The 16,184-nt window shown below is 43.5% G+C and carries 12 protein-coding genes; 5 read left to right on the top strand and 7 right to left on the bottom strand.

The window, feature by feature from the left end; all coding sequences use genetic code 11:
• Positions 1-135 precede the first annotated feature (135 nt).
• On the top strand, positions 136-1,005 hold the full coding sequence (locus ACOMA8_RS12525) for a helix-turn-helix domain-containing protein (protein WP_421371170.1): 870 nt from the start codon (positions 136-138) through the stop codon (positions 1,003-1,005).
• A 77-nt stretch (positions 1,006-1,082) separates the two neighbouring features.
• Here ACOMA8_RS12525 and ACOMA8_RS12520 read toward each other — a convergent pair whose 3' ends face one another.
• Positions 1,083-2,009, bottom strand: coding sequence for a LysR family transcriptional regulator (locus ACOMA8_RS12520; RefSeq protein ID WP_161899356.1), 927 nt, complete (start codon positions 2,007-2,009; stop codon positions 1,083-1,085).
• A gap of 176 nt (positions 2,010-2,185) precedes the next feature.
• On the opposite strand from ACOMA8_RS12520, the gene metE reads away from it, so the two are divergent.
• From metE to ACOMA8_RS12505, 3 genes are all read left to right on the top strand, one after another.
• Entirely contained in the window at positions 2,186-4,435 is a 2,250-nt protein-coding gene (gene metE, locus ACOMA8_RS12515; RefSeq protein ID WP_421371168.1) for a 5-methyltetrahydropteroyltriglutamate--homocysteine S-methyltransferase, read from the top strand.
• A gap of 172 nt (positions 4,436-4,607) precedes the next feature.
• On the top strand, positions 4,608-5,504 hold the full coding sequence (gene metF, locus ACOMA8_RS12510; RefSeq protein ID WP_421371165.1) for a methylenetetrahydrofolate reductase [NAD(P)H]: 897 nt from the start codon (positions 4,608-4,610) through the stop codon (positions 5,502-5,504).
• A gap of 187 nt (positions 5,505-5,691) precedes the next feature.
• Positions 5,692-6,801, top strand: coding sequence for an ABC transporter ATP-binding protein (locus ACOMA8_RS12505; RefSeq protein ID WP_161899353.1), 1,110 nt, complete (start codon positions 5,692-5,694; stop codon positions 6,799-6,801).
• 235 nt (positions 6,802-7,036) lie between these two features.
• Here the strand turns inward: ACOMA8_RS12505 and ACOMA8_RS12500 are convergent, their stop codons facing one another.
• The 6 genes from ACOMA8_RS12500 to ACOMA8_RS12475 all read right to left on the bottom strand — a co-directional run bounded on the left by ACOMA8_RS12500 (position 7,037) and on the right by ACOMA8_RS12475 (position 15,120).
• On the bottom strand, positions 7,037-8,146 hold the full coding sequence (locus ACOMA8_RS12500; protein ID WP_421371162.1) for a DNA/RNA non-specific endonuclease: 1,110 nt from the start codon (positions 8,144-8,146) through the stop codon (positions 7,037-7,039).
• A gap of 276 nt (positions 8,147-8,422) precedes the next feature.
• On the bottom strand, positions 8,423-11,281 hold the full coding sequence (locus ACOMA8_RS12495) for an endo-beta-N-acetylglucosaminidase (protein ID WP_421371160.1): 2,859 nt from the start codon (positions 11,279-11,281) through the stop codon (positions 8,423-8,425).
• Between the two features lie 431 nt (positions 11,282-11,712).
• Positions 11,713-13,122, bottom strand: coding sequence for an aldehyde dehydrogenase family protein (locus ACOMA8_RS12490; RefSeq protein ID WP_421371157.1), 1,410 nt, complete (start codon positions 13,120-13,122; stop codon positions 11,713-11,715).
• Between the two features lie 152 nt (positions 13,123-13,274).
• Positions 13,275-13,784 (bottom strand): cyclophilin-like fold protein, encoded by a 510-nt coding sequence (locus ACOMA8_RS12485; protein ID WP_421371155.1) that lies wholly within the window; start codon positions 13,782-13,784, stop codon positions 13,275-13,277.
• A gap of 15 nt (positions 13,785-13,799) precedes the next feature.
• On the bottom strand, positions 13,800-14,540 hold the full coding sequence (locus tag ACOMA8_RS12480) for an SDR family oxidoreductase (RefSeq protein ID WP_161899348.1): 741 nt from the start codon (positions 14,538-14,540) through the stop codon (positions 13,800-13,802).
• The gene (locus tag ACOMA8_RS12475) at positions 14,524-15,120 is read right to left on the bottom strand and encodes a DapH/DapD/GlmU-related protein (protein WP_161899347.1); all 597 of its coding nucleotides are present in this window, start codon (positions 15,118-15,120) and stop codon (positions 14,524-14,526) included. Before ACOMA8_RS12475 ends, ACOMA8_RS12480 begins: the two co-directional genes overlap by 17 nt.
• A gap of 112 nt (positions 15,121-15,232) precedes the next feature.
• Between ACOMA8_RS12475 and ACOMA8_RS12470 the strand changes: the two genes are divergently transcribed.
• Positions 15,233-16,117 carry a LysR family transcriptional regulator gene (locus tag ACOMA8_RS12470; RefSeq protein ID WP_421371152.1) on the top strand — a complete coding sequence of 295 codons (885 nt, stop codon included), beginning with the start codon at positions 15,233-15,235 and terminating at the stop codon, positions 16,115-16,117.
• The last annotated feature ends 67 nt before the right edge of the window (positions 16,118-16,184 follow it).

Below are 16,184 nucleotides of genomic sequence, written 5' to 3'. Positions count from 1 at the left end.
AAAAATTAAAGCAAATTTTCCGATCTTTCGCATTTTTTTCAGACAGCTACCTTTTTTTATTTTTTACTGCTAGAATGAAAAAGATGATGACCGGCTGTTGGTTGCCGGATCTCCCTCAAGAAAAGGATGACCCCTATGGACAGTAAAAAATTACAAACCCTTTTTCCGGAAGGCCACTTTTCAGATGAAGCCGCCACAAGTGATGCCGTCTTTACTTTCACCACCGATCAGGGGTTTTTTCTTTTAGAAAAAGAGCGGCTGTCGCCTAAAGAACAGCAGCTGATCGAGCTTTTGATGCCACAGGCACCTACTGAAAACCCAGCTCGAAATCACCAGTGGTACCGGATTTTATTTGATGGCGAAAAGCCTGTGACAACCACTCCGATTCGTGTAATTCAGATTCGAATACGGACCCCTCGTGCCTTTTTACAGACAGAGTGGCTTGCAGAAATTAAAGACATGTTTTTACAGTTGGCGGACAGTTTTTTTATCAGCGAAACTGAGTTGATTCTGGTGGAAGAAAAGGATGATACCAACTATCCCGTCGAAGAAATTTTCGGTTTGTTTCAAGCATTAGACAGCGACTTTGATTTGTATACTCAGGTTTTCGTTGGTGCTTTTCATCATGAATCAGCTTTATTGGCAGCTAATTTCCTAGAAGAACGTCAGATTTTTCAGCAAGAACTGGCAGCTAGCACACGTCAAAAAGAATTTCCTTTTACTCGTTCTGCAATCAGTTTTTTTATCAATGAGCCAATCAAAGAAAGCCCGTTGATGAACTCGCTTTTTCGAGAATGGTTCAGTGACCCTGAGATGGTAGCCATTCTCAGAGCACTGTGGGAAAATCAAGGCAATGTTAGCTCTGCTGCCAAGGAACTCTTTTTGCACCGCAATACCGTTTTGTACCGCATCGACAAGTTTCAAGAAGCTACCCGTTTGGATTTGAAAAATATGGATGATCTTGTCTTCTGTCATTTGTTAATCGCAGTTTTTTCCGAACAGTGATTACTGTGCATGACATGAACTCCGACTATCTTAAAAAAGCCCCCGTTCAATTGAGCGGGGGCTTTTTTTACTATCAGCTATTCTTGCGCTACTGAAAATCCGTAACCCTGGATATGTTCTTTCAGTAGATTTAAGTAGCGCTCCCCTAAAGGAGACAAGATAACTTGCCGGTGCTTTAGCCAGCCTAGTTGGATGGGATCATCGACTTCTAACGGGATGGCTACGATTTTGTCGTCATTTAGTTCACTGGAAATGATTCCTGAGCTGATTGTATAGCCGTCTAAGCCTACCATCAAGTTGAAAATCGTCGCCCGATCGCTGACTTTGATGTTCTTTTTACGATTTAACGTGCTGAGTATTTCTTCGGAAAAATAAAAAGATTCCGCATCCCCTTGTTCATAAGACAAATAAGGATATTCCGCCAAATCTGCCAAGGCTACCGTTTTTTGCGTGGTCAGAGGATTGCTGCGGCTGACAAACACATGAGGGGTTGCAGTGAACAGCGGCTGAAACTCCAAATCCAGCTCCTTGAAAAGCTTTTCCATAACTTGCCGGTTGAAACGATTGAGATACAAGATCCCCAACTCACTTTTGAAAGCTGTCAGATCATCGAGAATATTGCGGGTCTCCGTTTCTCGCAAAGTAAACTGATATTCTTCTGTCGTTACTTCCCGAATCAGTTGGACAAAGGCATGGACAACAAAGGCATAGTGCTGTGCTGAAACCGAAAAAGCCTGTTTGCGGGGAGTGCCTCGTTTGTACTTTTCTTCCAATAGATTTACCTGGTCTAAAATCTGGCGAGCATAGACCATAAATTCCCGCCCCTCATCTGTCAAACTAACGCCGGATTTATGTCGCCGCAAAATCTTGATCCCCATTTCTTCTTCCAGATCTTTCAATGCATTAGACAAACTGGGCTGGCTCAAAAACAAATCTTTGGCAGCCTCATTGATGGAGCCCTTCTCGACAATCTTTTCTAAATATTCCAGCTGCTGAATGCGCATTTGTCTACCTTCTCCCTTATTTTTCTTATAGTTTAATCCAATCTATAGTTTAAAGCTATAACCAGTGATATTTTTTTTCAGTTATCCAAGGTTTCTCAAACGTGGTAAATTGCTAACAAGCAATTGAATCTTACATTTCCTGAATTTTTTCAGAAAATGTTAAAGGAGCAGATACTATGACAACAACCATCATCGGCTTTCCTCGGATTGGTGAACACCGAGAACTGAAATTTGCGACTGAAAAATATTTCCGCCAAGAAATCGACCAAGACCAACTGCAACAGCTGGGAAAAGAGCTGCGGCAAAAACATTGGCTGACAGTCAAAGAAGCTGGCATCAATCAGATTCCTTCCAATGATTTTTCCTTCTATGATACAACGCTGGATACTGCTTTTCTGTTAAATATTATCCCCGAAGAAGTGGCAGCTATCGATTTGTCTTCTCAAGATAAATATTTTGCCTTGGCTCGCGGGTACCAAGGAGAAAAAGGGGACATCAAAGCACGCCCCATGAAAAAATGGTTCAACACCAATTACCATTACCTGGTACCGAAGTTTGAAAAGAACACCGCAATCAAAGTCACCGGCGACAAGATTTTCACCGAATTTGCTGAAGCAAAAGAGCTGGATATTACCACGCGACCAGTAATTTTGGGGCCATTTACCCTATTGGCATTAGGAGAGTATGCTGATGGCCAGACTGCTGCAGATTATCTCGAGGGTCTAATCAGTGCCTATCAGGAAATTTTTGCCAAGTTGGCCTCAATAGGTGCCGACTGGATTCAAGTCGACGAGCCCGCCCTGGTAAAAGACCTCACCTCAGCAGATTTAGAGCTCTTTGTTGCTCTTTATACCCCGCTTTTGGCAGCCAAGTCCGGATTAAAGGTCTTACTCCAAACCTATTTTGGTGATATTCGAGATGCATATAAAACCGTTACCGCACTAGACTTTGACGGGATCGGCTTAGATTTTGTGGAAGGTGTCCAAACGCAAGCTTTGGTGCAACAAGGCTTTCCTGAAGATAAGATCCTTTTTGCCGGCATCGTCAATGGCAAAAACATTTGGCGCAACGACTATGAAAAAAGCCTGGCTATCCTTACGCAGTTACCAGCTAAACAGATCGTTCTTTCCACGAGTTGTTCATTGTTGCATGTGCCTTTCACAACCGAAAATGAAACTTTTCCACAAGAAATATTGGAACATTTTGCCTTTGCCAAAGAAAAATTGACCGAACTCGTCGAGCTGTCCGCTATCTTATCCGCAGACAAACAGGACCTGCTGACAAGAAATCACCAGCTCTTTACAAAAGAGCGTATCCAAAAAGATGCAGGCGTCCAAGCACAAGTCAACGGTCTAACAGATGCGGACTTTACCCGCTTACCGGCCTTTTCAAAACGAGAAGCGCTACAAGCCCAACAATTCCAACTTCCGCTATTGCCGACGACTACGATTGGTTCGTTCCCTCAAACCAGGGAAGTTAAGCGGACTCGGGCTCAATTTAACCGCAACGAGATTTCCCAAGATGACTATGACACGTTTGTCGCACAACAAATCAACGATTGGTTGGCCTGGCAAGAAGAAATTGGACTTGACGTCCTGGTCCACGGTGAGTTTGAACGCAACGACATGGTGGAATACTTCGGTCAAAATCTTTCCGGTTATCTCTTTAGTAAGAATGGCTGGGTCCAATCTTACGGTACCCGCGGCGTGAAACCACCGATTATCTGGGGCGATGTCAAACGAGAACAGGCGATCACTGTTAAATGGTCCAAATATGCCCAATCGCAAACCGATAAGATTGTCAAAGGGATGCTGACAGGACCGGTAACTATCTTGAACTGGTCATTTCCGCGAGAAGACATTTCATTGAAGGAATCAACTTTACAGATTGCTTTAGCAATCCAAGAAGAAGTGCTGGATTTAGAGGCAAATGGCATCCGCATCATTCAGATTGACGAAGCTGCACTGCGGGAAAAACTACCGCTGCGTAAAAGCGACTGGTTCAGCGAATATCTTGACTGGGCAATTCCCGCTTTCCGTCTGGTTCACAGCAAAGTCCAACCGCAGACCCAGATTCATACCCATATGTGTTATAGCGAGTTCACCGACATCATCCCCGCAATCGACAACATGGATGCAGATGTCATCTCTTTTGAAGCGTCTCGTTCCAATCTGGAGATTTTGGATGAACTCAAAGCGCAGAACTTCCAAACACAAGTGGGGCCAGGGGTTTATGATATCCACTCTCCTCGGGTACCGGCAGTGGAAGAAATCGCTGAAACCATCCATAAAATTTTGGCCAAAGTACCGGCCCGCAAAGTTTGGATCAATCCTGACTGTGGATTAAAAACCAGAGGCATCCCGGAAACTCGCGCCAGCCTCATCCATATGACCACTGCTGCTAAACAAGTCCGTGATGAATTGTAAGACACCCACTCTGAAAGATACGACCTGTTTCTTGAGTTGCTGAAGTCTCTGAAATTCTTTCAAAGCGCTAAGCTTCCTCATTACAGAATTTACAAATAAACACGTCACTACAAAAATACTCGGCTGCCCTCAGCAATTGATTATAACGGTAGTCAAGAAAGGAATCCCTGCCATGTCAGCTGCTCAACAAAAACACGCAACACTTTCATTTGAAATCTTTCCACCCAATACCCAAGTCGGAGAAGAAAAACTGATGGGAACTTTGGCCGAGTTGGGCGGCTTGGCACCGGATTTTATCAGTGTCACCTGTTCCAATAACAAACGCAACATTGAAGAGACGACTTTGAAAGTCGCTGGTTATGTAAAAAATCGCTTGGGGGTTGCTACCATCGCCCATCTGCCGGCAGCCTATCTTACTCGTCAGCAGGTAACCGATATTCTAAAAGCTCTGGATCAGCTGGGAATCCATCAGATATTAGCCCTGCGAGGAGATATCATTCCTGATGTCCCACCGAAAACTGATTTTCGCTATGCGTCAGACCTGGTTTCTTTCATTCGAGAAACCGCTCCCCACTTCAAAGTCAGCGGGGCTTGCTATCCCGAGGTTCATCCAGAATCTTGTGACCGGGTGACCGACATCAAGCATTTGAAAAACAAAGCGGACCAGGGCTGTGAACATCTGATTACCCAACTGTTTTTCGACAACGAAATCTTCTATCGCTTTCAAGAAAACTGCCAACTAGCAGACATCCAAGCACCAATTTTGGCGGGAATCATGCCCATCATCAACCGCAAGCAAGCGCTGCGCTTAATCAAAACCTCTGAAGCCAAGCTGCCTCGCAAGTTTTTAGCAATTTTGGACAAGTATGAACATGATCCGGTGGCACTGCGAGATGCTGGTTTGGCCTATGCCATCGATCAAATCGTGGATCTGGTGACCCAAGATGTCGCTGGTATTCATTTGTACACTATGAACAACGCCACCACGGCTCGGCACATCTACAATGCCACCTCTTCACTTTTTGGTAAACCTGCACAAGAAAACCAACAGATCCTCCAATTGGGCTAAAAATTAGTATAAACCCTTTTATATCAGTGTCTCTTTCACCATCGGCTATCAGATAAAGCCGGTGGTGTTTGCGTTTTCAACAAACTATACAAAAAAATAGCTGTTCTTTTGTGCAGATTGTCATAGGACAAGAAAAGCGTTTTCAGTTATATTATGGGTACAGAAAAACGAAAAGAGGTAACTACTTATGGTAGAAATGGCATTAAAACACGTTTACAAAAAATACGACAATAACGATAACTACTCCGTTACAGACTTCAACTTGGATATCGCCGACCGCGAATTCATCGTTTTCGTAGGTCCTTCCGGTTGTGGTAAATCGACTACTCTGCGTATGATCGCTGGTTTGGAAGATATTTCTGAAGGCGAATTGTACATTGGCGACACTGTAATGAATGATGTTGCTCCTAAAGACCGCGACATCGCCATGGTATTCCAGAACTACGCATTGTACCCACATATGACTGTTTTTGATAACATGGCATTCGGTTTGAAATTGCGTAAATATGACAAATCAGACATCAAAGCTCGTGTTGACAACGCTGCTGAAATCTTGGGCTTGACTGAATACTTGGACCGTAAACCAGCTGCATTGTCTGGTGGTCAACGTCAGCGTGTTGCCTTGGGTCGTGCCATCGTTCGTGATGCAAAAGTCTTCTTGATGGATGAACCTTTGTCAAACTTGGATGCAAAATTGCGTGTAGCCATGCGTGCTGAAATCGCGAAATTGCACCAACGCTTGAACACAACAACTATCTACGTAACCCATGACCAAACAGAAGCGATGACTATGGCTGACCGTATCGTTATCATGAAAGATGGCTTCATCCAACAAATCGGTACACCTCAAGAAGTTTATGATACTCCAGTTAACGTCTTTGTTGCAGGCTTTATCGGATCTCCAGCAATGAACTTCTTCAACGTTACCTTGAACAATGGCATGATTTCTGATGGCCACGGCTTGAACTTGCGCATTCCTGAAGGCAAAAACAAAGTCTTGGTAGAAAAAGGTTACGAAGGCAAACAATTGATCTTCGGTATCCGTCCAGAAGATATCCATTCTGAACAAGTGGCTATTGAAGCTTCACCTGAAGCAACAGTTAACGCTGAAGTTGTCGTATCTGAATTGTTGGGTGCTGAATCAATGTTGTACACTAGAACTGGTGATACAGAGTTCATTTCTAAAGTTGATGCTCGTGACTTCCACAAACCAGGCGAACAAATCGACTTGGCGTTCAACATCAACAAAGCCCACTTCTTCGACAAAGAATCTGAAGAAGTTATCAAATTGCCTTAATCTGTAATTTGATTTAACCCTTGTGTTCATTTCTTTAAACCCCATATTCTTTATTTTCCTTGAAAGACCCGGTGCGCTTACGCCGGGTCTTTTGTCTTGCCTAGACTTTTGCCAAAACCAAAAAAAATCCGTAGCTGTCGATTGCTTCAATCGACAGCTACGGATTTACTTCGCTTAACTTTTACTGGTTTTCTGCACCCGGCTATCCTTTTTGAGAATTGGCACTGCCAAACAGTTACTGATCTTTTGGTGCTCGATAGCCGCTTTCTTCGGCCTCCTTGACAGTCTTAAACCAGGCTTTAGGGTTGGTGGTCTGTTCATAGTGTTTTGAGCCGGGAATATGGTAGATTTTTGATTTAGATCCTTTGATTAGACCTTTGCCGTTTTCATCAACATATTGTTTTTCTGCTGCTTCTGTCGTATTTGCAGCAGCATCATTTTTAGAAGTGGATGGTGCTGTATCGCTACTTTGAGACGCATCAGAACCAGCAGAGGTAATAGTACTAGAGCCGTCCGCATAATTCAGCGTCACTCCGTCTTGTATATTGAAGATATAGACATTAAAACAGATGGCGTCGCTGCCTATCGACTGTCCTTCCATCTGTACGCCCCGAGCCACCAACTCATTTTCGCGGAAAATCGGTGTGACCCGATAGCGAACGTAATTCTCGGAACTTTTTTCCAAATAATACTTGATATCCATTTCATATCGCAGCATTTCCGGGGAGTTCAGTTGCCTAGTACCAGTAAATAAATTTTTCCAATTGGCATTTTCTCCGGCCAGTGCATAGCCAATCAAATGAGAACGATTGAACAAATAGGCACCATTGATTTTTTTATTCTTCCAACCGGTGGGAGTAACACTGGAAATATCCCCTCTTTTTTCCGTAGGCATCAAATCTTGATTTAAAAGGGCTTCTGCGGTCGTGACTCGATTCAAATGATCCAGCTCACCATATTTTTCCCAAGAGCCGGCTTTGGTGGAAAGATCCGTATCAGAGAAAAAGGGCCGATTCCCATTGATTTCAATCGTCTGAGTCCCACTGTAATCTTTTACTGCCAATTCCTCAAGCGTCTCATTTCGCAATTTTTGCAGCTGCTGTGTCGTTTTTGTCGCGTCAGTAGCTGAATCTGAGCTTGTTGATTGTGAAGTAGTACTTGGAGTCTTGTCTGCGGATGCTTCTGAGGATTTTGCAGCAACCGTTGTACTCTCCTGTAGCACCGTTGTCTCAGTACTGTTTTTGGCAGTCGATTGGTCACTGCTGTTTCTCTTCTCACAACCGGCAACCCCCAGTAATAAAAGCAACGCCGCTGCCGTCAGCGTCTGTTTGATGATCTTTTTCATAGTCTGCCCTCTTTTTTTCAACATAAAGCGATTATCCCGCTTCTTTACCAGCCCGTCAATCCCAGAAGCTGATTTCTGTCTTGAATAGACCCGTGCTGTTAGCCTGGACTCACAAGAAAACAGGTGTGACATCAAGTATTCTGAAGCGAAAAAACAAGCAACTTCCACTGCTTTTCAATGGAAGTTGCTTGTCATTTAGTCATATTCCCTTTAAAGGAGGGGTGACAAAACGGTTGTCATTGCTTCATTTAAGTGAGCCTTTCAACCTGTCGTCATTTATTTCAATCCGTACACACCCATTTCATAAATACGAACTGCTGAATCAGAGCCTTGTGTCGGTTTGTCAGTAGCAAGTTTTACATAGCGAGCTTTGACTGCCGGGAACGTATCGACCGATTCCGGTGCTGCGTTATTGATGACCCGGGTAACTTGCGTGAACTCTTTGCCGTCTTCACTGACAAAAATTGTGTAAGCTTTCGTATTCATATCTGGGCTTTCACCACCTGCTTCGGCATGAGCCAAGTGTACTTCGCTGACGGTCTTGACTGCCCCTAGATCCAAAGTAATTTCATGAGGCGGTGTTCCAGTGGCACACCACTTGGTATCCAACTTGCCGTCAACTGCCATTTGTGGCGCTTCGTTATCGTTGGTGAAGCCGGATGCCTCTGTTTTGGCTCCTGCTGACAACAAGGCCAAGTCTCCTTTGGTATCTTCAGAAACAGTAATGAATTCTTTGACTTCAACAGGTGTTTCACCGGCTTTGTTCTTAGCCGTCAATTTCACTGCGTAGGTACCAGCTTTGTCGTAAGTTACGACTGGTGCATCGTCGGTACTGTCGCTGATATTGCCTCCTTCAAATTCCCATTTAACTGATTCGGTATTGGCAGAAGACGCATTGGTAAAGGTTACGCTGTCACCAGGTGCAATCAAGGTCCGGGATGCTTTGAAAGCTGCTTTTGGAATCGCGTTGTTCGGCCACTCCATTGTCACTTTATCGGAATCCTTGCCCCGGTTGCCCCAGATATCTACTGGCACTACCACAAAATTCGTCTTATTGGTGTCATCATTTCGTTCCAGCGCATTGATATAATGGTTGGCTGCCGGTGTCGCACCGATAAATGAGCGGCTGTTGTCTTTATTAATCCGATAGATTTCATAATGCGAAAAATTATCGCTATCGACAGCCTCCCAAGTCAAACGCACGCCGGCATAATTGCTTTCCTCTTCGTCAAATAGTGTATCCTCAATCTTGACATTTTTTACAGCCATTTCAGATTTGCTCTCTTTACCAGTGAGGGAAATTTGACCGAAATTCAGCTCGTAAACGTCGCTGGTTTTTTCACTGGTGATGCTGTAAGAAATACCTTTGATCTCTTTGCCGGCTGCTTTGGCAACATCGTAAGTGACTGTCGTCCAATCTGAGCCAACTTTTTTATCGGCTTTGAAGGTTTCTTCTTTGCCATCTGCCAGTGTCAAAACTAAATCAAGGGCAGTATCTTCTGTCGCTTTGGCGGTCGTAGTAAAGACTGCATCCTTTGCCAGTTCAAAATCAGTGGCATAAAGCTTAATTGTGCTAGCAGTTTTTTCATTCATGTTGCCCCGCAGCTTCAAGGAATTTCCGCCTTGATAAGCTTCTGCATAGTCCATCAATACGTCCAAATCATTGCCTTTGCCGTGATTGAAGATCCAACGGTAAGTCGGCAAAATGTCCTGCAGACTGCGATTGTTCCAGTCGAGACCCGAAACTTTTTTACCATCAATAAAGTAATTGTAGCCATTTCCCAAATTAAAATTAGTAACAAAAGGCATGTCTGTGATGGCCGTCTGTTCCACTGCATAGGTGGAAACCCCCGGCCAAGCACCATCTTCTACTGGAACGCTCAAAGTTGGATCAGCTTGACCATTGACCCAGAAGGTATTTTCCCGGGCTTGGATATCATCTGGTGTGCCACCGGAGAAATACGTCCAATCTGGTACATATAGTCCAAGAGAAGTGTAGGGTTTGTTATTTTTATCAGTAAATAGACTCCAACGCGTTGGTGTCATGTAGCCATCTGCTTGAACGTCGATACCAGCAAACAGCTCGTAAGGGTCGATGTTCAATTCTTTAGCTTTGGCGGCAGATTTTTCCAACAGTTTGTCGCCAGCCAGTTCATCGGTATTCCACCAGAAATTCAGGAACATATTGTCAGCTACCGGATTCATCTCGGCATCCACCATGAAAGCATCGTTTTTATCGGTTAATGCATTTTGCCAATCCATCTTACCTTCTTTGGTCATGGAGTCGTACCACATGAGATCTTGCTTATCCCCGACTTTGGCTTTGTAGGCTTTAATCAGTTCCTGCATCAGCTCGGCATGTTTTTTATTCAACTCAGAAGTGGCCTTATCCTCTTTTGTTTCTGTCTTGTTTTCTGCGGCTTCGTCAAAGCTGGTGACTTCATTGTCTGTCTCTTGGTTGATAAACCAACCGTCAAATCCGTAGGCATCTGCCACTGCGATCATCTTGTCTACGATTGGAAAATTCCCGTCTTTGTCTTTTTCCAAAAATTGTGATAACCACTCAATTTTCCCACCGTGGGCAGTTTGCGGGAAGAAAATCGTTCCCAAAACCGGTACGCCGTTTTTGTGGGCAGCATCAATTACATCAGCACTTGGCGGCACGATGATTCCTTCACCAGAAGAGCCACCCCAGTAGACCATTTTGTCGATGTATTGCCAGGATGAAAAGATGTTGGCATCAAAGGTATTAATCCCGTGAGGCGCATTGCCGCTCGTACTGGAATTCATGATGGACAGTGCCACTACCTGCATATCCGGATCTTGCGTATCATTAACAGTTGCCAATGATTTTTTATCTGCTCGTTTTGCCAATGGTGTGGTGCTGACGTTATATTTGGCATCAGGATCCTTGGCAAAATCCCACTTCAACAGATCTTCTGGGAACCAATAAGAAGACTGGGGCTGATTGTCCATCCCACGATTCAATTTGGCTTCCTCGGTTTCGGAATACACAATCTTGGTTTCATCCTTGGTCTGACTTTGACCTGTGTTCTTCTGACAGCCGGCTGCTCCCATTGTTAGCGCTGCCAACAATGTCAAAACTGCCACACTTTTGAAGCGAATGTTTTTCATGTTTCTCCTCCTCGTAACTTTTTGTGCCCACGAAAATTCGTCAACACTGACCAGATCCCAATTACTTACCGGTTATAAAGACTAAAGTACTGACAAAAAAACGAACTCTCAACGTAATGAGATTTTTCTGCAATCTCTTAAAATAAAAGCTGTTTTCTGATAAATAACATAAGATTATAGAACAAGCAGTTCAAATCGCCAGACTTTCGCTATGTCATAACTAGGTAGCTTGTGATCAATCCAAAGATACCGCTTCCAGAGGGAAACTTACAGATACAAACTAAAGGTATAAAGAAACAAATTAAAGAAGTTTTCAAATTCGTGAATTTAGAAATAATTGTGATAAATAAAACAATCCATCGGTGGCAAAATGTATCCAAAAAAAAGCGAGCATCTGAAAAGACACTCACCCTTTTAAAACTTATTTCTACTCATCCATGAAAGACTGCTTTAATCTCTACGTAATCTTCCAATCCAAAACGGCCATTCTCTCGACCAATACCTGACTGTTTATAGCCGCCAAAAGGAGCTTTCGGTGTACGATTACTGCCATTGATGATGACATTGCCGGTTCGCATTTTTTTAGCCACTTCATAGGCAGCCTCTTCTGGACCAACGACTCCACCAGACAAGCCATAGTCGGAATCATTGGCGATAGTGATGGCCTCTGCAACTGAACTATAGGTCAAGACTGTCAAAACCGGTCCAAAGATTTCCTCACGAGCAATACGCATCTGATTATTTCCATTAATGAAGACAGTCGGTTCTACGAAATAGCCAGTCCCTTCAATGGCCTTGCCCCCGATCAAAACTTCGGCTCCTTCTTTTTTTCCGATTTCAATGTAATCCAACACAGTCTTTAACTGTTCTTCCGAAACCACCGGGCCCACGCGAGTTGTCGACTCTGCCGGATTTCCGACTGTGACGGTCTCATAGTAGTCTTTCAGCGCTGTTTTGGTTTTAGCCAGCATGTCTTCTGGAACCAATAATCGAGTGAGGGCCGAACAGGTCTGCCCTTGATTGTCTAATACTGTACTTGCTGCCAGCTTGACGGCAAGCGCCAGATCCCCGCCAGGAAGGTAAATCATAGCAGATTTGCCTCCTAGTTCCATCACTGTTTTTTTGACCGTAGCAGCCGCACTGGCAGATAGTTTTTTCCCAACTGCTGTTGATCCCGTAAAAGAAACCACCGCCACGTCTTCATGTTCAGCCAAATAGTTTCCGGCATCACTGCCACTGCCTGTCACCAAATTAAAGACCCCAGCCGGTAATCCTGCTTCTTGGATGATCTCCGCATATAAAATCGCGGTTAACGGCGTATTGGACGCTGGCTTGACAACCACTGTGTTCCCAGTCAAAAGAGCCGGCGTGATCTTCCGCTGAATCTGATTTAGGGGATAGTTCCATGGTGTAATACAAGCTACCACGCCAAAGCCCTCTTTAATAATTGTCGCATTGTCGATTTCTTCTTCAAAGGCAAAATCTGCCAATTCTTCCAACGTTGCTTGCAATTCCTTAAGAGCTAGGCCCACTTGCCCCTGTTCCGAAAATGATCGACTAGCTCCTAACTCTTGAACGATTACATCCGCAATTTCCTCTTTTCTCGCTGTCAATCCCGCTAGAATTCTTTTCAAATAAACGGATCGCTCAAAAGGGGCTGTCTCATTCCAAGCTGGAAAAGCCTCCTTAGCTGCCGCCACTGCCCGGTCAATATCCTCGTGGTCTGCCTGAATTACCTGTGCGATTGCTTCTTCAGTCGTGGGATTGATTACTTCTGCCAATTTTTCTGAGTGTGCTGCCTGCCAATTACCATCATAAAAAAGCTTGTCATATCTTTTCATCCTCGGCCTCCTTAGGAAAAAGTGCTAATTTAAACGTAACACGGATGAAAAGAAGCGTCAAAAAAGCGGCTTCATGAAATACTATGTCGGATTTTAGCTCGCATCTTTCTTTATGAAAAATTCTCTCTAGCAGTTTTCCAACGTTCTGGATCTTAATTATTGATTTCCACAGCAAGTGGGCCATTTCTAGAAAGCTTTGCTAACTCAACGGGATTCACAACCTTTCCCAGTCTAGTATAGGAATAGAAAGTCTCAAATTTTTTATAAAAAATTACCAGCGTATCACGGCCGTATAACATCACATCGCCAGCTTGAATCTGGCCAACACTTATTGGCTCTTCAGGTAGCGCTTGCGAAAGCACATAATACTTCTCCTGCTGGTTCAAATCATGCATTATAAATGATTTTGGTAATAGTTGCACCAATTGCGCGGCTGCAGGGGTTTCCGCTAGGCAGATTTCAAATTTTTCATCTTCAATCCACAGGGTTAGACTCGCCTGTTTATCACCCCCAGAAGTCAGAGTATTTTCATTTTCTGAGGAAATATAAGGCGGCGTTCTGTCCATATCATCCACATTTACCTGTTCCTTTGCTACACTGCAACAATCACTCAATCCCATGCAAGATAAAAAAAGATAGGCTTTGTTTACTCGTTTCGTCATTTTCACTATCCTCAGCTAGATCAATTGTTTTGCTGGCCGGATAAGCACTTCACTGACAGTAACATGGGCCGGCTGTTCAATCGCATATAAAACGGCTCGAGCTACGTCTTGTGGAAGCAAACTATTTCCTGGTTGACTAGCGGTTTGCCGCAAAGAGGCTTCTAATACAGGATTTCCTACTGTTTTGAACAATTCAGATGCAACCATGCCCGGGGAAATGATTGTTGCGCGAATGCCATTTTCTAGCTCCTCTTGTCTTAACCCCTCCATAATTGCTCTCACCGCATATTTCGTTCCATTATAAACAGCTGATCCTGGATAAACGACATGCCCAGCTATCGAATCTGTCGTAATGATCAAACCAGCCTGCTGCTTTTGCATGATTGGCAAAACGGCTCCGATTCCGTTTAAGACACCCATGATATTGACCGCTAGCATCTGCTCCCATTGTTCATATTCTAGTTTTGCTAAATTACCTTGGGGCATGATCCCAGCATTATTAAAGATGACATCAATTTTGCCAAATTTTTCCATCGCTAAGTCAATAACTTGTTGTACCTGTTCTCTTTTTGTAACATCCGCAGTTTTATAATAGACATTTCTCCCTAACGTTGTTGCCAAGTTTTTCAGTCGATCTTCTCGCCGAGCAGCGATTACTAACTGCGCACCTTTTTCAGCTAATATTTTTGCAGTAGCTTCCCCAATACCAGAAGAAGCACCAAGAATTACAATTACTGTATCATTTAAAGTCTTCATTTTTTTCCTCCTCATCGCTTATTAGCTGCTTGATTACTCTGGCTGGTGTTCCTGCGGCAATGACCCCCTCAGGAATATCTGTGGTTACAGTTGAATCGGCAGCAATTACACTGTCTTTTCCGATGGTGACCCCTGGTAAGATCGTAACATTTGCACCAATCCATGCATTTTTCTTAATTGTGATTGGCTTGGTCAGCAAACCTCTGCGCTTTTGCGGATCCAATAGGTGATTTACTGTAATCAGCCGGCTCATTGGTCCAATCAACACATCCTCTTCAATCACAATCCCTCCTAGATCTACAAAGGTAACATTTTGATTGATGAAAACATTCTTGCCCAGCATAATGTGAGCACCAAAGTCAGTGTAAAAAGGTAGCGACACTGTCACAGTGGAATCCAGTTTTTTCCCTGTGATAGCTTCGAAATATTGTAACGTCTCTACCGCATCATGGTAGCCGGTATTCATTTCTGCAATTACGCCTTCGTTTTGATGCTTTATTCGATGGATCTCCTTAAATAATTCTGAATCAGCCAAAATTTCTTTATTGCTTATTTGTTCGAGTAAGCTCGCTTCAGTCATCTATTTGCCTCCTTGTTGGTTTGTCAGTTTAAGTATAATCAGGTACACTAATAATGAATAATACTTATAGAACATACCTAAATATAACTTTTTATTATAGAAGGAGCTGCCAATGGATTTACGTGTTTTAAATTATTTCATGACTGTTGCACGAGAAAAGACAATCAGTCGAGCCGCAGAGACTTTATACCTCTCACAACCTGCTCTTTCCAAGCAATTAAAAGAATTGGAGGCAGAACTTGGCGTACAACTTTTTATCCGGGGCAACCGTGAAATCACTTTGACCGAAGAAGGAACTTACTTAGTGAATCGTGGAAAAGAGATCCTCTCATTGGTAGAAACCACCACTGCCAACCTGAAAAAAAATGATATCATCGGTGGTGATATCACAATCGGTGGTGGAGAAACTCAAGCGTTTCAATTTATTTCTCGTATTTTAAATGTTTTATTAGAACAATACCCTGAGATCAACGTCCATCTTTACAGTGGAAATGCCGATGACATCAAAGAAAAAATTGATAAGGGCCTGTTGGATTTTGGGTTAGTCATTGATCCTGTTGAAAAGCAAAAATATGATTATCTGCCTTTGCCACTTTCTGATCGCTGGGGTATTTTGATTAACGATTGTCACCCGTTAGCCTGCAAAACGCAAATTACTTCGGCAGATTTGGTTGATCAACCACTCTTAATTTCCAGTCAGTCTCTAGTGGACAATCAACTAGCTGACTGGTTAGGTGGAAACCTAAGCAACTATAACGTTGTTGGAACTTATAATCTGCTTTACAACGCTTCAGTCTTAGTAAAATACGGCCAAACCATCGCGCTTTGTATTGATGGGATCATCAACACTAAAAACCTCGGTTTGACATTTATTCCCTTTGCCCCTCCTCTGACTGCCAACACCAGTGTCATTTGGAAGAAAAATGGAACTTTTTCAAATGTAGCCAGACTCTTCTTTAACGAACTGGTCCACAGCGCCTCGCAGGAAAATCGCTAAACATCAGAAGTCCCTTTGCAAAAATACCGACTCTCTAAATAACTGCTCGTGCAAAAAGAGGTTCCCT

Source organism: Enterococcus infantis (assembly GCF_049166715.1).
GTDB lineage: Bacteria > Bacillota > Bacilli > Lactobacillales > Enterococcaceae > Enterococcus_C > Enterococcus_C leclercqii.
This window is presented reverse-complemented; position numbering and strand designations above follow the sequence as displayed.